Annotated in this window: 21 protein-coding genes; all 21 read left to right on the top strand. The window is 35.0% G+C overall.

Going from position 1 to position 20,915, the window contains the following annotated elements; all coding sequences use genetic code 11:
• The first annotated feature begins 154 nt into the window (after positions 1-154).
• The 21 genes from trpA to LB449_RS09365 all read left to right on the top strand — a co-directional run bounded on the left by trpA (position 155) and on the right by LB449_RS09365 (position 20,912).
• Positions 155-916, top strand: coding sequence for a tryptophan synthase subunit alpha (trpA, locus tag LB449_RS09465; protein WP_224454855.1), 762 nt, complete (start codon positions 155-157; stop codon positions 914-916).
• A 787-nt stretch (positions 917-1,703) separates the two neighbouring features.
• Positions 1,704-1,946 (top strand): hypothetical protein, encoded by a 243-nt coding sequence (locus LB449_RS09460; protein ID WP_224454854.1) that lies wholly within the window; start codon positions 1,704-1,706, stop codon positions 1,944-1,946.
• Positions 1,937-2,254, top strand: coding sequence for a type II toxin-antitoxin system RelE/ParE family toxin (locus tag LB449_RS09455; RefSeq protein WP_224454853.1), 318 nt, complete (start codon positions 1,937-1,939; stop codon positions 2,252-2,254). Before LB449_RS09460 ends, LB449_RS09455 begins: the two co-directional genes overlap by 10 nt.
• Before the next feature lie 1,743 nt (positions 2,255-3,997).
• Positions 3,998-4,873, top strand: coding sequence for an ABC transporter permease (locus tag LB449_RS09450; RefSeq protein WP_224454852.1), 876 nt, complete (start codon positions 3,998-4,000; stop codon positions 4,871-4,873).
• 316 nt (positions 4,874-5,189) lie between these two features.
• On the top strand, positions 5,190-5,615 hold the full coding sequence (locus tag LB449_RS09445) for a transposase (RefSeq protein ID WP_224454851.1): 426 nt from the start codon (positions 5,190-5,192) through the stop codon (positions 5,613-5,615).
• The gene (locus LB449_RS09440; protein WP_224454850.1) at positions 5,612-6,445 is read left to right on the top strand and encodes a DDE-type integrase/transposase/recombinase; all 834 of its coding nucleotides are present in this window, start codon (positions 5,612-5,614) and stop codon (positions 6,443-6,445) included. The genes LB449_RS09445 and LB449_RS09440 overlap by 4 nt, the downstream gene beginning before the upstream one ends.
• Positions 6,446-6,687: 242 nt before the next feature.
• Positions 6,688-7,056 carry a four helix bundle protein gene (locus LB449_RS09435; protein ID WP_224454849.1) on the top strand — a complete coding sequence of 123 codons (369 nt, stop codon included), beginning with the start codon at positions 6,688-6,690 and terminating at the stop codon, positions 7,054-7,056.
• Positions 7,057-7,110: 54 nt separating this feature from the next.
• Entirely contained in the window at positions 7,111-8,379 is a 1,269-nt protein-coding gene (locus LB449_RS09430) for an ABC transporter ATP-binding protein (protein WP_224454848.1), read from the top strand.
• A 1-nt stretch (position 8,380) separates the two neighbouring features.
• The gene (locus LB449_RS09425; protein ID WP_224454847.1) at positions 8,381-9,064 is read left to right on the top strand and encodes a sulfotransferase family 2 domain-containing protein; all 684 of its coding nucleotides are present in this window, start codon (positions 8,381-8,383) and stop codon (positions 9,062-9,064) included.
• Positions 9,055-9,984, top strand: a complete 930-nt coding sequence (locus tag LB449_RS09420) for a glycosyltransferase family 2 protein (protein WP_224454846.1) — start codon at positions 9,055-9,057, stop codon at positions 9,982-9,984. The genes LB449_RS09425 and LB449_RS09420 overlap by 10 nt, the downstream gene beginning before the upstream one ends.
• Before the next feature lie 361 nt (positions 9,985-10,345).
• On the top strand, positions 10,346-11,275 hold the full coding sequence (locus LB449_RS09415) for a glycosyltransferase family 2 protein (protein WP_224454845.1): 930 nt from the start codon (positions 10,346-10,348) through the stop codon (positions 11,273-11,275).
• On the top strand, positions 11,272-12,207 hold the full coding sequence (locus LB449_RS09410) for a glycosyltransferase family 2 protein (protein ID WP_224454844.1): 936 nt from the start codon (positions 11,272-11,274) through the stop codon (positions 12,205-12,207). The genes LB449_RS09415 and LB449_RS09410 overlap by 4 nt, the downstream gene beginning before the upstream one ends.
• A 9-nt stretch (positions 12,208-12,216) precedes the next feature.
• The gene (locus tag LB449_RS09405) at positions 12,217-13,008 is read left to right on the top strand and encodes a glycosyltransferase (protein WP_224454843.1); all 792 of its coding nucleotides are present in this window, start codon (positions 12,217-12,219) and stop codon (positions 13,006-13,008) included.
• The gene (locus LB449_RS09400; RefSeq protein ID WP_224454842.1) at positions 12,998-14,206 is read left to right on the top strand and encodes a glycosyltransferase family 4 protein; all 1,209 of its coding nucleotides are present in this window, start codon (positions 12,998-13,000) and stop codon (positions 14,204-14,206) included. The genes LB449_RS09405 and LB449_RS09400 overlap by 11 nt, the downstream gene beginning before the upstream one ends.
• Complete coding sequence (locus tag LB449_RS09395) at positions 14,196-15,422, top strand: glycosyltransferase family 4 protein (RefSeq protein ID WP_224454841.1); 1,227 nt, start codon at positions 14,196-14,198, stop codon at positions 15,420-15,422. Before LB449_RS09400 ends, LB449_RS09395 begins: the two co-directional genes overlap by 11 nt.
• 2 nt (positions 15,423-15,424) lie before the next feature.
• A complete protein-coding gene (locus LB449_RS09390) occupies positions 15,425-16,597 on the top strand; it encodes a glycosyltransferase family 4 protein (protein WP_224454840.1) in 1,173 nt (390 codons plus the stop codon).
• Between the two features lie 79 nt (positions 16,598-16,676).
• Entirely contained in the window at positions 16,677-17,855 is a 1,179-nt protein-coding gene (locus LB449_RS09385; RefSeq protein ID WP_224454839.1) for a glycosyltransferase family 4 protein, read from the top strand.
• A 64-nt stretch (positions 17,856-17,919) separates the two neighbouring features.
• Positions 17,920-19,020 (top strand): MBOAT family O-acyltransferase, encoded by a 1,101-nt coding sequence (locus tag LB449_RS09380; RefSeq protein WP_317196212.1) that lies wholly within the window; start codon positions 17,920-17,922, stop codon positions 19,018-19,020.
• Between the two features lie 17 nt (positions 19,021-19,037).
• Complete coding sequence (locus tag LB449_RS14045) at positions 19,038-19,283, top strand: hypothetical protein (protein ID WP_224454894.1); 246 nt, start codon at positions 19,038-19,040, stop codon at positions 19,281-19,283.
• Positions 19,283-20,161 (top strand): hypothetical protein, encoded by an 879-nt coding sequence (locus LB449_RS09370; protein ID WP_224454838.1) that lies wholly within the window; start codon positions 19,283-19,285, stop codon positions 20,159-20,161. The genes LB449_RS14045 and LB449_RS09370 overlap by 1 nt, the downstream gene beginning before the upstream one ends.
• Positions 20,162-20,435: 274 nt before the next feature.
• Positions 20,436-20,912: a serine acetyltransferase gene (locus LB449_RS09365; RefSeq protein WP_224454837.1), complete on the top strand. Its 477-nt coding sequence runs from the start codon at positions 20,436-20,438 to the stop codon at positions 20,910-20,912.
• Positions 20,913-20,915 lie beyond the last annotated feature (3 nt).

The following is a 20,915-nucleotide window of genomic DNA, read 5'->3' as shown; positions in this document are numbered from 1 at the left end:
GGTCGAAAGGCTTGAACATGAAACAACGAACAAATATTCAAACACCTATAAAAATTAGAACATATAAAAGTTAATCTGATCCTGCCTTGCAAGAAACCCATGCAGGCTTGATACTATTAATAGAACGCTTAGCGATAACAAACTTAAACAACCTATGAACAGAATAAATAAAGCCTTAGCGCAACATAAAAAACTGATCTCTATCTATTTTACAGCGGGTTACCCGCAGCTAGAAGATACTTCTGAAGTTATTAAACGCCTGGCGGAAGCTGGGACCGACGTGATTGAAATTGGTTTGCCCTACAGCGATCCTTTGGCGGACGGACCGGTGATTCAAAAAAGCTCAGAGCAGGCCCTAAAAAATGGAATGAGCACTCAGAAGTTATTTCAGCAACTAAAAGACATCCGTAAGGAGGTGGATATCCCGCTGATTGTGATGGGCTATTTCAACGCCATGCTGCAATTTGGAGTGGAAGACTTTTGCAAGGAATGCGAAGCGATCGGTATCGACGGCATCATTATGCCCGATTTACCGATTTCGATTTACGAACGCGATTATAAGGCTCTTTTTGAAACCCACGGACTTAAGTTTGTCCCGCTGATTACACCGGAAACTTCAGTGGAGCGTATTCAAACCATCGATGCTCTGGGCGACAGCTTTGTGTATATGGTGAGTTCGTCCAGCACAACAGGAGGCGAAAAAGGGTTTGGCGAGGAAGCCATGTCGTATTTCAAACGTATTTCAGACATGCAGCTCACCAACAAGCTCATGGTAGGTTTTGGCATCAAGGATGCGCATAGCTTTGAGCAGGCTAGTCGGTTTACCAGCGGGTGTATTATTGGGTCTGAATTCATCCGTAGATTAACCAATGAAGGTATGCATGGTATTGAGCCGTTTATTAAATCGCTGAAGTAGGTTTTTAGTGATTAGTGATTAGTGACTAGTGATGAGTTTACAGTTCACTGTTTTTCGTGAATCGATAATTAAGGTAGCTTCGTTACATCCGCCTAGGCGGACACTCAGCCACCAAATTTACAGTTAATGTCACCTCGAGTTTTTTTCTTGACTGCGAAGAAGAGAAAAAAGTATCGAGAAGTAGTTTGATGCAATTAGCTTGAACAGGGTCTCGATACTCTGATTTTGGTCTAAAGACACAAAACCAGCACTCGACCTAATATTAGCCACGAGTTACCAATTACCTCATTATAAGACTACACGAAAAGTCAACTATTGTCACCTCGAGTGATTTTGTGAAGTGAAACGGAACGAAATTGTATCGAGAGGTAGTTTGATGCAATTAGCTTGAACAAGGTCTCGATACAAATTTTTCTTTTTGCAAAAGTAAAATCCACTCGACCTGACAGCTTTGTAACCCTGCCCCGAAGCCTCGGAATATTTCAGGGTCTAGATTCAGACCGGAGAAGATGCTAAAACGAGTTCAGCATGACACTACTGGCTTATTACCACTATACCATTATACTATTATTTCATTCACCATTAACTAAAAACCAACAACTCGTGGTAGCTTCGATAAAATCCCAACGAAAAGTTGGGACCACCTGCCCGACTAAGTCATTCAGGCGGGCTCTGCTACCAGTCACCAGTCACTGATCACTGAAAGCTGGCAACACGCTGATGAAAAATTGCAAAACAAAGAAAATATAGATTCGATTAATTCGTATATTTGATAAAATCGTTTGAAATGGATATTCAAAATAGAAAAATAGAGTTTGTTCAAGAGTTTCTAAAAGTTCAAAATGAAGACATTATAAATCGTCTCGAGAAAGTTTTACGGAAAGAAATTAAAAATTCTGGAAAAGAGGAGCTTAAACCTATGACTATTGAAGAGTTTAATAAACGAATTGACAGGTCCATGGAGGATTCCAAAAATGGAAGATTGATCAAAGCAAGTGATTTAAAAGCCAAAATGGAAAAATGGGGTTAGAGGTTTATTGGACTGAATTCGCTGAAGGTGAACTTAAAAAAATATTCGAATATTACCATAAAAAAGTAAGCTACCGAATGGCTAAGAATCTGACGGATGAAATTTATAATAAAGCACTAGATCTTGAGCAAAACCCCGAAATTGGACAAATTGAGGAATTACTCAAAAATCGAAAACAGAAATTTAGATATCTAGTTTACAAAAGCTATAAAATAATCTATTGGATGAATAAAGCTGAGAGTAGAATTGAGATCAACGATGTTTTTGATACTCGCCAAAATCCTCCAAAAATAAAAAGAACAGAATAAAGCAAAAAGTGGTAATTCATAATTGTTTTTCACCGTTTACAGTCTTCGGTTTACTGTTACTTGTTTTTTACTCAATTATCAACTGACAACAGACAACTGACAACAGAAAACAGTAAACCATCAACTGATAATCCTTGGTAGCTTCGATATACCTCGATAAAAAATCGAGGCACTCAGCCACCAATATATCATTACCTTTTTATGCGACTACAAGAAAAGCCATCCATTGTCACCTCGAGTGATTTCGAGAAGTGAAACGGAACGAAATTGTATCGAGAGGTAATTTGAAGTTCTGAGTAAAAACAAGGTCTCGATACAAATTTTACTTTCTTCGAAAGTAAAATCCACTCGACCTGACATTACCCACCGGTTTCTATTCACAAGTCACTAATCACCATTCACTAAAAACCGACAAATCGTGGTAGCTTCGATACACCTCGATAAAAAATCGAGGCACTCAGCCACCAATATATTATTACCTTTTTATGCAACTACAAGAAAAGCCATCCATTGTCACCTCGAGTGATTTCGAGAAGTGAAACGGAACGAAATTGTATCGAGAGGTAGTTTGAAGTTCTGAGTATGGACAAGGTCTCGATACAAATTTTACTTTTTTCAAAAGCAAAATCCACTCGACCTGACATTACCCACCGGTTTCTATTCACAAGTCACTAATCACCATTCACTGAAAACTGGTAACCGAAAACTATTGTCACTTCGAGTTTTTTTCTTGACTGCGAAGGAGAGGAAAAAGTATCGAGAAGTAGTTTAATGTTAGAAGTTTGAATTTTAAGATCTAGATAAGATTAAAGCTCTTATTCTTTTTTGCATTGCCCAAAAAAGAACCAAAAAACGCTAGGCTTACTAAAAAAATCATAAGAAAATACTATGGAATCCCCCACCACAGATGAAAAATAACTCATCAGGCTATCGCCTTCTTTAAACAGATTTTCATCTTCTAGCTAACCCTGCTTCCTTGTTTTTCAATGTTTTTTTAGATAGGCCCGTTTCTAAAAAGTGTACCTAAATCTAATGTTTTAGTTGGTCAATAAGCCTGCCCGACTCATTCATTCTTGAGGGCTTAGCGACCATTTCTCCACTATACTATTACACCATTCACTAATCACAATTCACTATTCACTGACAACAGAAAACTGAAAACCGACAACTTCAATCAGGGTAGCTTCGATACATCCTCCTAGGCGGACACTCAGCCACCAGTTTCTATTCACAAGTCACTAAAAACCGAAAACCGATAACCGAAAACTGGATACTGAGAACTGAAAACTGAAAACCGACAACTGAGAACCGACAACTGAAAACCGAAACCCGATCTGCCTTTGCCGAGGAAACGCAGGCAGGCTCAGGATTCATTGTGGCTTCGATACAATCCCAACCAAAATGTCGGGATCATTCAGCCACCAGTTCACAAAAAAATACCGAAAACCGAATATCGAATAAAGAAGTAATTCATAATCTAACTAAAGATCAATGCACCACTATACAACTACACCACTATACGACAACTGACAACCGACAACTGAAAACCGACAACCGACAACCGAAAACTGGATACTGAGAACTGAAAACCGAAAACCAAAAACAGACAACCGACTTTCTCTAAAAACATGTAGATTTGCAGCTTAATGAAAGAAAGTTTTATCTCTTTCGATTTAAGATCAATTAACTTATAACTTTCGGTTTTTAAGATTTGAAAACAGACATTACAGCTAACCACATTCTATGGATAACACAAAGACCTCCTCTCAAGATTCTGATTGGTTATACGAGATTAAAGCAGAGAAGAAACTCCTAGATTTTAATTTTAAGGAAATTTGGAGGTACCGAGATTTGCTGGTTTTATTTGTGAAACGGGATATAGTAACCGTGTATAAGCAAACTATACTCGGCCCGCTTTGGTTTTTAATTCAGCCGCTATTTACCTCGGTTATTTTTACATTGGTGTTCAATAATGTGGCTAATATTCAAACGGGTACTGTACCAAGTTTTCTGTTCAACCTAGCGGGGATTACCGCTTGGACGTACTTCAGAGAATGTCTTATGGGTACCTCGGGCACTTTTACAAAAAACGCGGGTATCTTCGGCAAGGTGTATTTTCCTAGGGTCATTATGCCGATGTCGGTGACTATCTCCAATTTACTTAAGTTTGGAATACAACTTACTATATTTGCGGGGTTTTACATATACTTCGTGGCTTCTGGAAAAGACATCAGCCCCAATGCCAATTTGGTGCTGTTCCCTGCTTATGTCTTTATTATGGGAATGACGGGTTTGGGTTTGGGCATGATCTTATCCTCTTTGACCACCAAATACAGAGATTTCACGGTGTTGATCACCTTCGGTGTACAATTGCTGATGTATATCTCGGCTGTTCCTTTTCCTATGTCCGAGATCTTGGAAAAGAAACCAGAATACTTTTGGGTGTTTAAGTACAACCCTATCGCCCAGATTATAGAAGGCTTCCGGTATATGACCTTAGACACAGGACTTTTTACGTGGTGGGGCTTTTTCTATGCTTTGGGTTTTTCCTTAGTGGTGTTTTTTATGGGCTTAGCTATTTTTAACAGGACGGAGAAGAGTTTTATAGATACGGTGTAGCGCCAGAGGCGCGGTTAACGGTTAGCAGTTGACAGTTAACCGAAAACCGACAACGGATAACAGATTACACATGACAGTGGCTTCGATACATTCCGACAGAAATGTCGAAACACTCAGCCACCAAACTGACAACTGAAAACTGACAACTGAGAACCGAAAACCGATAACAGATAACCGACAACTGAAAACAGATGACTGAAAACAGACAACAGATAACAGTGGCTTCGATACATTCCGACAGAAATGTCGAAACACTCAGCCTGTCGGGTACTGAAATAAGTTGACCGTTTTACGGAGTTTTAAACAACTCAGTATTATGGTAAAACCAGAAGATTATTCTAAAGAAAGTTCTCAACGAATAAATCGTTATTTTAGTGAAAGCTTTAAGCGAAAGAAGGTTCAGGAAATTGAGAAGAACCTTTCTACAGTTATGGAGGTCAGCAAAGAGTATGAAGTGTCAAAAACGGCAATTTATAAATGGTTGGATAAGTATTCTCTCAACCGCAAGCGAGGCGTTAAACAAGTTGTAGAACTTATGAGTGATACCCGAAAAATACAGGATTTAAAGGCGAAAATTCGTGATCTCGAGCATTTGATTGGTCAAAAGCAGATCGAGATTGAGTTTAAAAATAAGATGATAGATATTGCAGAAGAGATGTATGATATCGACATCAAAAAAAAACTCAGTTCCAAACCCTTGCCTGGTTCTGGCTCAACAGGAAAGAACACCAATGGAAAATGAATCAGATTTATCGTTGGTTGGGAACCACCAAGCAAAATGTACATCAACGGCTTAACAGAGAAATAGAAAGAGAGGAAGAGAAAGAACATCTAAAAGTGATTTTGCGGCAGGTAAGAGAAGATCATCCGAATATGGGATGTAAGGCACTTTATCGGAAAGTAAGACCTGAGACAATGGGCAGGGATAAGTTCTTTGAATTTTATGGTAAATATGGATTTAAAATACCTATGCAAAAATCCTTCAGAAGAACCACTGATAGTAGTGGGGTCATACGTTTCCCTAACCTGATTAAGGATCGGGAGTTGACAGGAGTAAACCAGGTCTGGGTGAGTGATATAACCTACTATGAAATGAATAGTAAGTTCTATTACCTAACCTTCATAATGGATCAATATTCCAGAAGGATAATTGGTTATAGCGCTAGCAGGACACTCAAAACAATAGATACAACCATACCAGCTCTAAAGATGGCTCTTAAAAGGATTACAAGTGATCAAAAAGAAAAACCTATCATACACTCTGATGGTGGAGGACAGTATTACAGCAAAAGCTTTTTAAGCTTGACAAGAGGATGTTTAAGAAATAGTATGTGTGTGAATGTCTATGAGAACCCTCATGCGGAGAGAATTAACGGTACAATAAAGAATAGTTATCTAAGAGGATATAATCCAGTAACAGAGCAAAGCTTAAACATGAGTTTAGATAGAGCAGTATACATGTATAATCATGAAAAACCTCATAGTGCTATAAAACACTATACACCAGTGGAATATGAACAAAAACTTAATAAGGAAATAATTAATAACTTTGAATCAAATAAACAACTCTAAAAGGTCAACTCTATTTAGTACTCTACAGCCACCAAACTGACAACTGAGAACCGAAAACCGATAACAGATAACCGATAACAGATAACCGACAACTGAAAACAGATAACCGAAGACTGACAACCGATAACAGTGGCTTCGATACATTCCGACACAAAAAGTCGGAACACTCAGCCACCAAACTGATAACCGATAACCAACAACCGACAACTGATAACCAACAACTGATAACCGATAACCGAATAATGAAATCTCATAAAGATTTAGACATATATAATTTAGCATTCGAGTATGCTGTTGAAGTTCATAAACTGACTTTGAAGCTACCTAAGTATGAGTTATATGAACAAGGGAGCCAGGTAAGACGTTCATCAAAAAGCATTAAAGACAATATTATAGAAGGTTATGGGCGTAAGGCTTATAAGAATGATTTTATAAAATTCTTGATCTACGCTTACGCTTCTTTGTTGGAGTGTAAATCACAATTGGAAATGATAAGTCAACTTTACCCTGATCTAGAGGTGGAATCAATGATCGTGAAATATGATGAATTAGGTGCAAAAATTTATAAATTTACCAACTACGTTGAATCTAATTGGAAAACCAACAAATAACTGACAACCGATAACCGACAACCGACAACCGACAACTGATAACAGGCAACTGAAATGAAAAACATAATTCTAACCGCCAAAAACATCTCCAAACAATACCGCCTAGGTGTGGTAGGAACGGGGACGCTGAGTCACGACCTCAACCGGTGGTGGGCGAGTTTAAGGGGCAAGGAAGATCCGTACCTAAAAATAGGGGCTGAAAACGACCGCAGCAAAAAAGCAGAGACCGATTATGTGTGGGCTTTACGCGATATTAATTTTGATGTCTACGATGGCGATGTGTTAGGTATTATTGGTAAGAATGGTGCGGGAAAATCTACCTTGCTCAAAATCTTATCGCGAGTGACTTCCCCCACTACGGGAATTATCAAGACCAAAGGAAGAATCGCGTCTCTACTGGAGGTGGGCACTGGGTTTCACCCCGAATTGACTGGTCGTGAAAATATCTACTTGAATGGGGCTATTTTAGGGATGACCAAAGCGGAAATCAGAGAAAAGGAAGAAGAGATCATCGAGTTTTCGGGTTGTGCTATGTACGTGGACACCCCCGTGAAGCGGTATTCCTCAGGAATGCGGGTGAGATTGGCTTTTGCGGTAGCGGCTCACCTTGAGCCCGATATTTTAGTAGTGGACGAAGTCCTCGCCGTAGGCGATGCCGAATTCCAAAAGAAAGCTATTGGTAAAATGAAAGATATTTCTGGAAACGATGGGCGAACGGTATTATTTGTCAGCCATAATATGGCGGCGGTTAAAAGTTTATGTACCCGAGGGATTGTCTTGGAAAATGGGAAAATTGCTTTTGAAGGGGGAACCGATGATTGTGTTAGTTATTATTTGAGTAAAAAAGATAATGATACTGCTAAGACTTTTCCAATTAAATTTGATGAGGGCGAAATATCAAACTTTGAAGTCCTTGATTTTATTGGTAATAATTCAAACTTGTTGTTGGGTGAAAAATGCTCCTTTGAATTAAATCTAAGAGTTAAAAATCCAAAATCAACTAAAATTAATGTTAGGTACCAGGTTTTTGATAAAGACGAAAAATTAATTACCACACTAAATACATTTCATCTAAATTCTAATAAAATTTTAGAAAAATTTGATCAAAGTTTTGTTTGTTCTATTTCTAAACTAAACATCTCTCCCGGATTATATGAACTTGGAATTCAAATTTTAGATTTAAAATCCAAGAAAGTATTGTATCAAAAGGATGCCTTTAGTGAAGTTGTAGTAGAATCAGGCGACGTATTCAAAACAGGTAAAATACCCTCGAAAGAAAATCTTGGTGTCTTTTTATCTGATCAATCTTGGACAATAAAATAATATGATTTCTCACAAACATAAATGTATTTTTATTCATATTCCAAAATGTGCTGGATCAAGCATAAGAGATTTTTATTTTGATACTCCAAGGTTAAATTGGAAACTACCAAATTATGAACTGCTTTATGGATGGTGTCCTAAAAGAAAAATCCATTTACAGCATGCAACAAGTCAGCAGCTCTTAGAACTTGATCTGGTAAAGCCAGAAATTTGGGATAATTATTTTAAGTTTACTTTTATTAGAAATCCATACGATAGAGCTGTTTCAGATTATTTTTGGCTCATGAAAGATAGGGATATAAAAGGTAGTTTTAAAGACTACATTACTAAAAAAAATGTTTTTAAACCTGTATTGAGTGATAATTCAGTAAAAGAATATAGAGGAGATCATCTATTACAACAAACTGATTTTTTTGATTTTTCAGGAAATTATAAAATGGATTTTATAGGGAAGTTTGAACATATAAGAATTGAAATAAACAAATTAAATGACCAGTTAGGGATTTCAAAAGAGTTTGATATTCATGCTAAAAAGAACTCGTCCAGGAAAAATCATTATTCTATTTTTTATACAAACACTAGAAAGCGACTCGTAGAGACTTATTTTAAAAAGGATATGAAACTTTTAGATTATAAGTTTGAGGACAAAAGAACTGGTTTAAATTTGCTTAAAAAATGTCTATAACTTACGTCATTATCGTCAGTTACAACGCTATGCCTTGGCTCTATAAATGTTTAGAAAGCATAGACTTTTCAAGATATGAAGTTGTGGTTGTAGATAATTGTTCTAGTGATGGAACCGTTGCGCATGTACATAAAAACTATCCTGCAGTTAAATTATTTAAAGAAAATCAGAATTTAGGCTTTGGCCAAGCTAATAATAAAGGCATAAGTTATGCATTAAACCAAGGGGCAGATCACGTTTTTTTGCTCAATCAAGATGCTTATTTAGTAGGTGATGCTTTAGAGCAATTGGTAGGTTTTCAAAAGCAAAATCCAGAGTTTGGAATATTAAGTGCTATACATACTAATGCAGAAGAGACGCGATTGGATCGCAACTTTTCAAACTACGTCCGTTTTGAAGCCAATCCAGCATTTTATTCAGATCATGTTTTAGGTCGACAATTACAAGACGTGTATGAGGTTCCTTTTGTGAATGCAGCGGGATGGTTGTTGAGCAAAACCTGTTTGATGATCGTTGGTGGTTTTGATCCAATATTCTTTCATTATGGAGAAGATGATAATTATTGCCAACGTGTTTCGTACCATGGCTTTAAAATTGGGGTCCTTCCTAACACATTTATGGTTCACGACAGAGAGGAAAGGCCAAAACCTCAAATAGAGCTTTATTCTGATGCTTATTTTAAAATACAAGACCGTAGTTTTAAAAAAAAATATGGTAATCTAAATGACTACGATAAAAGCAGAATCCTCAATCATAGAAAAAAAATAAAACGCCAATTACTGAAAGCTCGAATAAGACAGAATCAAAAATCGATAAAAGGTCTTAAAAAATGTTTGAGACTCATCGATTGCATCATCCCTGAAATTGAGCAAAGTGTGGAAAAAAATAAAGTACAACAACCTAATTATCTTTCAGTATAAGCAGTATAAGGTTTGATTTTTTGGATAACACTCTTATTTATTTTATAATTAGTTGGAGTCAATTTTCTTATTAAGTTCAAATATAATCTTAGGTTATTGAATGTTAACAGCCTGTTCTATGATACTCAGATCTCCTTTTAAAAGGCTTGTCAATCTGAACGTGCTTGGATGAATTGGGTAGGCAGGTTTATTTCAGTTCCACCATTTAGACTTGTTTTAGTGTATGGTATATACAAATTTAAAACTGTTAACGACAAACTAACCACTATCAACTAATTACCGAAAAACCAACCACGAAAACTCGGATAAACTAATAACTCATCCCGAAAATTCGTAACATTGCAATACGAATTCATTAAATATGTTTGACCAGCCTTTAGTCTCCATCATTATCCCCACTTACAACCGCGCCCATCTGATTGGTGAAACTCTGGACTCGGTAGTGGCCCAGACTTACCAAAATTGGGAATGCATTGTAGTAGATGATGGCTCTAGCGATAATACCGATGAGTTAATTGAGGAGTATACCAAAAAGGATTCACGTTTTAAGTACTATCATCGTCCAAAGGAACATTTACCCGGCGGAAACGGCGCTAGAAATTATGGGTTTAAAATGAGTCGTGGGGAATATGTGAATTGGTTTGACTCTGATGATTTGATGGTGGCAGAGAAGCTGGAATTAAAGGTGAAAGCAATTTTAGAAAATGAGGTTGATTTTGTGGTGAGTAAGACCAAATATTTTAACAGTACTAAAGACTTAGAAAAGTATTATAATTTTCAAAATTTTGAAATAAATTTTGAAAATTTCTTGTTACAAAAAATAAATCTTTTAACTCCAGATATTTTTGTGTCCAAAAATAAAATTGTTAGAATCAAATATAATGAGTTAATAAAATCTGGGCAAGAGTATAATTTTATTTTAAAATTTCTAATGAATTCAAGAAATTATTATGTGATTGATAAAGTGTTAACTCTAAGAAGGGAGCATGAAAATTCAATTCAAAAAAAATATAGAAAGAATAGTAATAGGAAGTTTTCAATCTTTATGTCACATTTCTTAAGTTTTGATGAAATTTATGATAAGTTATCTTTACGGAGAAAAAAAATGTTTTTCTATCGTGTTCTAACTCTTTCTCTAAGAGATAAGGATATTTTTTTTAAAAATTATTTCAAATTACAGAAAAAATCAACTAAGATTTACGGATATCAAGGAATAGTATTTTTTTTTCTGTTAGGTTTTTCGTTTTATGTGTTCAACAAAAGTCATTATTTTAAAGCTAAATTTAAATGATAGTCTCAATCATTATCCCCACCTACAACCGTGCCCATATGATAGGCGAGACTTTAGACTCAGTTTTAGCACAGAATTACCAAAATTGGGAATGCATTGTAGTGGATGACGGCTCAAGTGATAATACCGATGCAGTAATGAAAGAGTATACCAAAAAGGATACACGGTTTAAGTATTACCACCGCACAAAGGAATATCTATCGGGAGGTAATGGTGCTCGTAATTATGGGTTTAAAAAGAGTAAAGGAGAGTATATAAAGTGGTTTGATTCAGACGATTTAATGCATCCAGATTTGTTAAAAATGCAAATAAATAATATTACAACATCAAAGTCTGATATAACAATGTGTGAATTTTCTACTTTTAATCAAAAGAAAATTGTTAATCGATTCCAAAATAAAATTGATGAGGACAGAATATTACAAGATTTTATTTTAAAAAAAATAAAAATTAATCTACCGGTGATTTTATTTGGGAAGAATTTTATAAAAGATATTAAATTTGATGAAACCCTTCGAAAATCACAAGATCTTGACTTTATTTATAAAGTACTCAAGCTTAAACCAAAATCTAGTTTTTTAAAGTTGAGTCTTTGCAGTTTTCGTCTTCACTCAGATAGAATCTCTTCACTTTACAGAAATTTTGATCAAAAAACTTTAATTTCTAGTATCAATGTGAAGAAGACAATATTATTCAATGAATATGAAGTATTCAATGAATATGAAAAAAAAGAAATTTTAAATCAATACCTTTCTGAAGTGAAATCTTTACTTTATGGTTTAAAATTTAGCTTATTTTTCAAATACTTGAATTATTTAAGAGATAGATCTATTCTTAACACTAGACAATACTATATTATAGTATTAAAATTAAATATTTTGGTTGTTAGGGAATTAACTTTAAGAAACCTTAAAAAACTATACAGGTTATAGAAATTTATCATGATTCCTAAAAAAATTCATTACTGTTGGTTTGGTCCTAAAGAGCAGCCTAGCATCGTTCAGGATTGTATTGAATCTTGGAAAAAATGGTTGCCAGAATATGAAATACAGCGGTGGGATGAAACCAATGTAGATTTAAGTCATCCTTTTCTTAAAAAAGCTTATACAGACAAAATGTATGCCTTCGTAGCTGATTATGTGAGGCTTAACGCATTGTATAATGAAGGAGGTATCTATCTTGATACGGATATGCTTTTGTTAAAACCTTTGGACCAATTCTTACACTATAAAGCTTTTATAGGCTTAGAATCGGAAAATTATGTTAGTTGTGGCATTATTGGTGCAATACCGTACCATCCCTATATTCATAATTGTTTAAATTTTTATAAAGAATTAAAAACGGATAGGTTAGATTATAAACAGATTGTGATTCCAAAAATATTCACCCAAATCTATAGAGAGATGTACTGCTACTCTGGGCCCATAAAAAAAGCAAATTATAAAAATTTGAGAGTTTTTGATAAAGACTTTTTTTATGCCTATCCTAACCCAACAAAATCAGAACCTTTTAATGAATATCTTAATTATATCACCAGCGATTCCTATGCTGTCCATTTGTGGCACAAGAGCTGGAAGAAAAAAAATGCTTTGAAGGTGATGAGGGAAGGAAATATTCTAAAATCTTTGGGTTTTTTGTGTAAAGAATTCTTAATTAGTAATCAAACAATTAATTCTATATATCTCCGTAAAATAGCTTCGGCATTGAAACAACATTTGAAAAATGCACAATAAAATTCTAATCATCTATGGTTCACTAAACTCTGTTCCATCTCCAGAAGGAGCTGCTCCAGCTAAAGTAATTGAAGAGACCGTAAAAGCATTAAACGACAGCCGATTTGAAGTGCTTTCCAACACAAACCCAAAGTTTAAAAAGCAAAATTACGATCGAAAAATATTCCATCACGTTAAATACTCAAGATTAAGTCATCTACTTCTGTTTTCGCTTAAGCTGAGATATTCTTATGCCTCGCGTAAACAATTGTTTATAACTGCGAGTGATCAACAACTCCATTTCTTTATTATGGTTTGTTTATTTGTTAAAAAACATAAACACAAAAAATTAATTGTGCACGTAAGCCCAGGATTAGTAAATATGCTAAAGCTATTTTGCCCAGATGTTGAAATTGTTTTTTACCATCACGGGACGTCTTTACATACCAAGTTAAAAGAGCAACAATGGGAGAATCTAATTAAAAATACAAAAGCAATTTTTGGAGTAAATGAAGCTGCCAAATTAGAAGCAAATAAAAAATTTAATAAAAAACTAAAAATTAACCAATATTTTTCGATACCTAATGGAGTAAATAGTATGCAACTTTCCAAAAAACATAGTTTTACCAATTTTGAAATTTTATATTCTGGAAGAATATGCAAAGAAAAAGGAGTTTTATATTTAATTAAAGCTTACGGAATCCTTTTAAATAAAGGTTACCAGCTTAGTTTGAATATAGCTGGTGCCACAGGTACTATCCGAGGATTAAAACAGGGGGATGAATATTTAAAAGAATGTTTAGATTATATAGCACAAAACGACTTCCCCGTTAACTTTACTGGCTTCTTGAAAGAAAAAGCAATGAAAGAATTATACAATAAATCCCATATACTTGTTTTACCTACTGATCCTTCATTTTCTTCAGAAGGCTTATCCTTATCTTTAATTGAAGGGATGTCATGCGGTTTACCATTAATAGCTACAAATTCCGGAGGGAATCCAGAATTAATAACAAATGGCAAGAATGGATTTTTAATCATTCAAAAAGAAAATTACCAAGAAGAACTAGCATCTCACATAGAAAAATTATATCTAAATCCTGAATTATACAGCAGATATTCTAAATACTCTAGAGATAAATACCTAGAGTGCTTCACTGTGCAAAAAATGTCTGAATGTTTTATGGATGCTCTAAAATCAATACAATTTGTCAAATAAAATTCTAATAGCATCTGGTTCTCGTCATACGGTGCCTCCTTTAAAACACAGTCCAGGTGTGGCTAGGATTATCTATACCTTAGCCAATCATATAGATAGAGATAAATACCAAATACGGGTTATCAGTAAAGATCATCTTGATTTAGCACAGCTAGATTTTAATACCGGTATTTTTTTACATCCCAAAGTGAATTTAAAAACAAGTATCTTAGAGCACTTCTTAAACAAGATGCCTTACCGTATTTTGAAAAAAAGATATGGGTTTACTCAAGTTGACCGCATACTTTATTATACCGGTTTAGTCAACTTAGCCAAGGAAGAAAAACCTGATCTTGTTATCACTTTTATGCATTTTGAGTTGTTTAAAATGTTAGTTAAGGCTTTGCCCAATAGCAAGCATGTTTACTTTTTTAGGAGTACAGATCTTAATGGCCGTATAGGGAAAGAGAATATGCACTATTTAATTAAGCATAGTTCAGGGTTCTTAGCTAATACAAAGGAACCTATAAAAGAGTTAAAGCAGTTTAAAACAATATCTTTTCCTACGCAAACCATATATAATTCAACCCTAGAACAAACTAAAACTAATCGGGTACTAGTTAATACACGAAAAGAAATACGCTCCAAATTTAATATAGCCGGTGATACAATAGTTATCGGGTTTGCAGGAAGGTTTAGCGAGGAAAAGTCTTTATTTGAACTTTTTGAAGCAATTAAAGAAAAAAGAAATAGGGGTCTGGATTATCAAATCTTAATTGCTGGGGATATCAAATATGAAAAAACACCCAACCATAACTACTTTGAGAAGCTTAAAAATTTTGAAGCAAAATATTTAAAAAATGCGGTTCATTGGATGGGCTGGGTAACGCATGCAGATCTTCACCTATTTTATACGGCCATTGACTTTGCTGCTGTACTATCCAAATATAGGGAAGGAAATAGCATGTTTTTATTGGAAGCTTTAAGTTATGGCAAACCTGTAATAGCTACCGCTATTGGAGGTAATCAAGAGGCTATTACGAATAATAAAAATGGATTTTTAATACAATCAACTTCTATTCAAAAAGAATTGGTTGCAGCTCTTACACATGTTGAGAATAATAAAGGTATGTATGAAGAATGGAGTCAGAATGCTTTGGCTTACATACAGCAAGAACATTCTGAGCAAATAATGATTAATAAATTTAATTGTTTTTTGGATAAAATAAAATCTTAATCATGCATATCATCATCTTTGACGGTTCTTTTAAAACCACCGCCTTTATCAATCGCCTTATTATGGGTTTAATTATTCAAGGTCAAAAGGTGAGTGTGATTGGTTTCAATGAAATAAATTCTAATCCTATCCCTATGGTTAAGTACCAAAGTTTGGGCAGTAATCAATCAAAACTCAAGTTTATAAAAACAAGTTTAGGGCTGGCAGTTCGATGGGGTCTACCCAAAAGCTTTTTTCAGGCTATGCTATTTTTAGTCCAAGGCAATCGCAAAGCCTTGCAAAAACAGAATTTAGACTTAGTCCTTAAAAACTTGCAGCCCGATGTTGTGCATGTACAATGGCCAACCTTGTTGCTCTGGTTGGAACCTTATTTTAACAACTTGAATTTTAAAATTATTCTGAGCCAGCGGGGTTCACAAAATAATATAACACCTTTTGTAAGTAAAAGCTTTGCTAAGATCCTAAGCAATTATTATCACCGTTTAGATGGACTACATTCTGTTTCTAAAGCTATATCTGTAAGATATCAAAAAATTATTTCAATAATAGATATACCAAATCATGTGATTTATTCAGGAACATCAATTTCTAGTTTAAAAATGAATCAAACTTTAAAACATAAATCAGAAAAATTACAAATGATTTCTGTAGGCAGATCTCATTGGGTTAAAGATTATCCAACAGCAATAAAAGCTTGTTCCTATTTAAAGCAAAAGGGTATTGATTTTCATTATACGATTATTGGTGGTCAAGGGGATGAAGAAGTTTTATTCTTGATACATGATTTGGGCTTAGAAAATCATATCAGCCTAACTTATAAAATACCACAAGAGGAGGTGTTCGAGAAAGTATATCATGCCGATGTTATGCTTTTGCCGAGTGTTGAAGAGGGTATTGCCAATGTTGCTGTTGAGTCAATGGCTTTAGGTACGCCTGTTATCTCCACCAATTGTGGTGGTATGGAGGAGTTGATTACTCATAACAAAGAAGGTTGGATTGTACCCATTCGAGATTCAGAAGCTTTAAATATGCAAATAATCAAATTCATGAATTTAGATGCGGAGCAAATAAAAAATATCACTATTAAAGCACGTCAAAAAGTGGAACAGCAGCATAATGAAGAGAAAATGATTAAAGATATGATGAATTTGTATGCAACAGTCTTGAAATATTGAGACCCTTGAAAACTTTCAATTTTCGGTCAAGGAAGAGAGTATTATTGTCTAAATTCTTAACTTCATTTTTTTATTTTACATGAAAATTACTTTAGTCCTTTCTCAACCCCCTGGGTATTCAGAAACTTTTTTTCGTTCGAAAATTAAAGGTTTAAAGGCTAATGGGCATCAGGTAGTTTTGGTCACAGCAGCTACCAATAAATCCTTTGACTTATGCGCACATATTCAACATCCTAGGGTGTATAAAAATCCCATTAGGCAATTGTTAAGTATGTTGTTAGTGTTTGTAGGCTTATTGGCTTATTGGACTAAAGTGAATCGATACATCAACCTAGAGCGAAAAGAGGGAACGTCCTTTAAGCGTTTGATAGAAAAAATCTATATCAATGCGAGTCTTTTAAAGTTAAATGCCAATTGGATCCACTTTGGTTTTGCCACTATGGCTATAGACCGTGAGACTGTCCCTAAAGCTATTGGAGCAAAACTTGCGGTAAGCTTTCGAGGCTATGATATAGAGGTTTTCCTCTTAAAGAATAGAGATTGCTATCAAAGATTATGGATGCATGTCGATAAGGTACATAGCATTTCTAATTATTTATTAGAAAAAGCTTTTGATTTGGGGCTTTCTAAGTCGGTCGATAGTGAAGTGATTTATCCTGCGATAGATTTTGATTTTATAAAAAAGATTCAATTATCTAGTGATACTTTGGGTACAAAGTTTAAACTTTTAACGATTGCAAGGTTGCATTGGATCAAAGGAATAGATGACTTAATTGAAACAGCTCAACATCTAAAGTCAAAGCAAATTGATTTTGAGTGGAAGGTCATCGGTGAGGGAGATCAGAAACACACCGAGAGGTATGCCTATCATATTTATAAAGCAGATTTGCAAGAGCAAGTCCTTTTATTAGGAAAACTTAGTCATGCCGAGACCTTAGAAGAACTTTCTAAAACAGAGATTTACGTTCAGACCAGTTTAAGTGAAGGCTTTTGTAATGCAGTTTTAGAAGCTCAGGCTTTAGGAAAGCTATGCTTAGCCTACGATGCTGGTGCTTTATCTGAAAACATACAAAACAATACAACGGGGTTCTTATCTCCTAAAGGTCAACCCCACTTGTTAGCTCAAAAGATTATAGAGGTGATGCAGAGATCTAATCACGAAAAAGAACAAATAAGTCAAAAGGCTATTCAACGGGTTCATGATGACTTTAGCTTAGAACAACAAGCCAAGTCTTTTTCTGAATTTTATACGACTTAATATGCTTTTTAACTCCTTTACTTTTTTTGTCTTTTTACCAATAGTCTTTGCCCTATATTGGTTTGTGCTGAGAACAAAGCTAAAGGCACAAAATGCTTTAATTTTAGTGGCCAGCTATGTGTTTTACGCCTGGTGGGATTGGCGTTTTTTAAGCCTTATCCTCTTTAGTACTTTACTCGATTTTTATTTGGGTAAAGCACTAGGAAAATCTAATTCTAAAAAACGATCTAAGTCTTTGCTTTGGACGAGTCTATTGGTGAATCTAGGCTTTTTGGGTGTTTTTAAATACTTCAATTTCTTTATTGACTCTTGGGTAGAGGCTTGGGGAGGCTTAGGCGTAGATTTAGAAGTAAGTACACTTTCCATTATTTTACCGGTTGGGATTTCTTTTTATACCTTCCAAACCCTTAGTTATACTATAGATGTTTACAGAAAAGAACTTCAACCTACTCATAGCTTGTTGAACTTCGCCGCCTATGTCGCATTTTTTCCTCAGCTGGTGGCAGGACCCATAGAGCGAGCTACCAGACTCCTTCCCCAATTTAGTCAAGCTAGAAGCTTTAGCTATAAAGTGGCGAAATCTGGGGTGTATTTAATTATCTGGGGGCTATTCAAAAAAGTAGTGATTGCCGATAATTGCGCCTTTTTGGTCAACCAAATCTTTGATAATCCCGATAACTTTTCGAGTGCAGAATTGGGATTTGGTGCGGTGCTGTTTGCCTTTCAGATCTATGGAGATTTTTCGGGCTATTCCGATATCGCCATCGGGACCGCTCGACTATTTGGATTTCAATTAATGACCAATTTTGCCTTTCCTTATTTTTCCAGAGATATTGCTGAGTTTTGGAGACGTTGGCATATTTCATTATCAACCTGGTTTAGAGATTACCTTTATATTCCATTGGGGGGAAGCCGCGTGAAACGTTCCCTTCAAGTGAGAAATGTGTTGATTATCTTTCTAGTTAGTGGATTTTGGCATGGCGCCAATTGGACCTTTATCATTTGGGGAGCCTTGCACGCGCTTTTCTTTTTGCCTTTATTGATCTTTAAGTTGAACCGGAAATATCTGGAAAACGATGCCCTCCAGTTTCAGCAGATTCTTAAAATTGGATTTACTTTTACCATCGTCTGTTTGGCTTGGATTTTTTTAGAGCCAATAGCCTAACTGAAGCCTTACAGTATATGTATAACATAGCAGAATTTAAATCTGTGAGTTTGATGTATTTTATCAAGTCCTCAAAATTTATTCTATTAAGTGCTGTGATACTTTTTAGCGTTTTAATCATGCTTTATTTTGAATTTAAAGCCTTTAGAAAACAGTTGGTCGAAGTTAATCTCAATAGGTTTTCTGCTGCTTTTATTATCGCTTGCATCGTATTGATGGGAGCGTTCAAAAATCAAGCTGATTTTATTTACTTTCAATTTTGATGAAAATCTTCTTAAAACATATCGCTCTTTACGGAAGCTTGGTTTTTATCCTGCTTAACCTAATTGCCTTAGGAAGTTTTTGGAGTTTGAGACAATCTACGTTCTATAAACCTAGTTTTGCGATCAACCAAGATAACTTAGATTTGGATTATATCGTGTTAGGATCGAGCACAGGTCTAACCACTTTAGATACCAAGCAAATCGATAGTTTGACCAACTGGCAGGGTTTGAATCTGAGCATGGATGATACTGCTTTGCCTTCTCACTACCTTATGCTAAAACATTTTCTAGAGTCAGGAGGCCAGTTAAAACGATGTATTCTCGCGATTACGCCTTGGGATGTTGCCAATGCTCATCCTAAACTAGGCAATAACGCTTATCGATTTTTGCCTTTTATATTTAAAAAAGAGGTGAAAGATCATTTTAAGGGCTTACCCACTGATGACTTGTCTCCAGTTTACGGGAGTACTTTTGTTCCCTTATATGGTTTTAGCTATTATAACACCGAGCTTTTTTACCCCTCATTGATTGCTCTGGCAAAGCCAAACTATCGCAATCGCTTTGATGCGAAGGGAAATTATGTTTATCCTAATTTAGGCAGTTCACTCGAGACCAAAACGATAAAACGATCAGAATATCAGTTTAAGAACCCTTATCTAGAAAAAATTCAATTACTTTGTAAAGAAAATAGTATAGAACTCATTCTATACCAATCACCACTGTTGAATCAGCAGCAGATCACACCAAAAGCCTATACCATGATCAATCATTCTACATTACTAGCTCAAGATACAGCTTTGTTTTATGATGCTATTCATGTCAATAAGAGGGGGAGAGTTTTGGCTACTCAATCCTTTGTAAATGCTATTCTAAAATGAATACCATAATTCATGTTTCAGGGCGCTCAGGAACCACCTTATTTAATAAGATGTTTTCATACCATCCAGAATTTACATGGATTTCTTTTGGGTTAAATAAACACCTTAATCAAGCTTGTTTGAGTAAGTTCAATGCGACCTATCAAGACCAATAATTTGATCTGAAGGGGACTAGTAAAAAGTTTAGTCTTAAACTTTTAATAGATTATAAATTTTTAAAATATAGAAGAGATTGAAACAATTTCGATATTTATTTAAGGACATAAATTCTCTATTGGGTAGAAATAAATATAGGCTTATTGTTTTGTTGTTTAACCGTGCATTTTGGGGAGTTTTCTCTTATCGGCTAGATAGATTTTTTTATGGCATGTTTAAAAGTTATTACAAATTTATAAGGATACTATTCTCACCCTTTTTTTATTTACTTCAAATTATCTCCAATTGTGACATACATCACAAAGCCGAAATTCAAGGAGGAATAAACATACATCATCCATCTGCCGGTATTGTAATTTCAGGAAAAGCTAAAATAGGGGAGATGCTAACCTTAACAGGTGGAAATATTATAGGAGTTAAGAATGGTTCTAAAGGAATAATAATTGGAAATAATTGTAATATTGGAGCAAATGCCTGTATTATTGGACCACTTCAATTAGGTAATAACATCAAAATCGCGGCGATGGCTTGTGTTGTAAAAAGCTTTTACAATGATAATTTATCATTAATTGGTGTACCTGCAAAAATTAATTAGTTT

It is taken from the genome of Psychroflexus lacisalsi, assembly GCF_020164495.1.
Lineage (GTDB): Bacteria > Bacteroidota > Bacteroidia > Flavobacteriales > Flavobacteriaceae > Psychroflexus > Psychroflexus lacisalsi.
Note: the sequence above shows the minus strand (reverse complement) of the source record. Positions and strands in the feature narration are given on the sequence as shown.

What these genes read in the sequence shown, in the direction of transcription:
- trpA (WP_224454855.1), top strand. Translation starts at nt 155, where the DNA reads ATGAACAGAATAAATAAAGCCTTAGCGCAACATAAAAAACTGATCTCT.
- LB449_RS09460 (WP_224454854.1), top strand. Translation starts at nt 1,704, where the DNA reads ATGGATATTCAAAATAGAAAAATAGAGTTTGTTCAAGAGTTTCTAAAA.
- LB449_RS09455 (WP_224454853.1), top strand. Translation starts at nt 1,937, where the DNA reads ATGGGGTTAGAGGTTTATTGGACTGAATTCGCTGAAGGTGAACTTAAA.
- LB449_RS09450 (WP_224454852.1), top strand. Translation starts at nt 3,998, where the DNA reads ATGGATAACACAAAGACCTCCTCTCAAGATTCTGATTGGTTATACGAG.
- LB449_RS09445 (WP_224454851.1), top strand. Translation starts at nt 5,190, where the DNA reads ATGGTAAAACCAGAAGATTATTCTAAAGAAAGTTCTCAACGAATAAAT.
- LB449_RS09440 (WP_224454850.1), top strand. Translation starts at nt 5,612, where the DNA reads ATGAATCAGATTTATCGTTGGTTGGGAACCACCAAGCAAAATGTACAT.
- LB449_RS09435 (WP_224454849.1), top strand. Translation starts at nt 6,688, where the DNA reads ATGAAATCTCATAAAGATTTAGACATATATAATTTAGCATTCGAGTAT.
- LB449_RS09430 (WP_224454848.1), top strand. Translation starts at nt 7,111, where the DNA reads ATGAAAAACATAATTCTAACCGCCAAAAACATCTCCAAACAATACCGC.
- LB449_RS09425 (WP_224454847.1), top strand. Translation starts at nt 8,381, where the DNA reads ATGATTTCTCACAAACATAAATGTATTTTTATTCATATTCCAAAATGT.
- LB449_RS09420 (WP_224454846.1), top strand. Translation starts at nt 9,055, where the DNA reads ATGTCTATAACTTACGTCATTATCGTCAGTTACAACGCTATGCCTTGG.
- LB449_RS09415 (WP_224454845.1), top strand. Translation starts at nt 10,346, where the DNA reads ATGTTTGACCAGCCTTTAGTCTCCATCATTATCCCCACTTACAACCGC.
- LB449_RS09410 (WP_224454844.1), top strand. Translation starts at nt 11,272, where the DNA reads ATGATAGTCTCAATCATTATCCCCACCTACAACCGTGCCCATATGATA.
- LB449_RS09405 (WP_224454843.1), top strand. Translation starts at nt 12,217, where the DNA reads ATGATTCCTAAAAAAATTCATTACTGTTGGTTTGGTCCTAAAGAGCAG.
- LB449_RS09400 (WP_224454842.1), top strand. Translation starts at nt 12,998, where the DNA reads ATGCACAATAAAATTCTAATCATCTATGGTTCACTAAACTCTGTTCCA.
- LB449_RS09390 (WP_224454840.1), top strand. Translation starts at nt 15,425, where the DNA reads ATGCATATCATCATCTTTGACGGTTCTTTTAAAACCACCGCCTTTATC.
- LB449_RS09385 (WP_224454839.1), top strand. Translation starts at nt 16,677, where the DNA reads ATGAAAATTACTTTAGTCCTTTCTCAACCCCCTGGGTATTCAGAAACT.
- LB449_RS14045 (WP_224454894.1), top strand. Translation starts at nt 19,038, where the DNA reads ATGTATAACATAGCAGAATTTAAATCTGTGAGTTTGATGTATTTTATC.
- LB449_RS09370 (WP_224454838.1), top strand. Translation starts at nt 19,283, where the DNA reads ATGAAAATCTTCTTAAAACATATCGCTCTTTACGGAAGCTTGGTTTTT.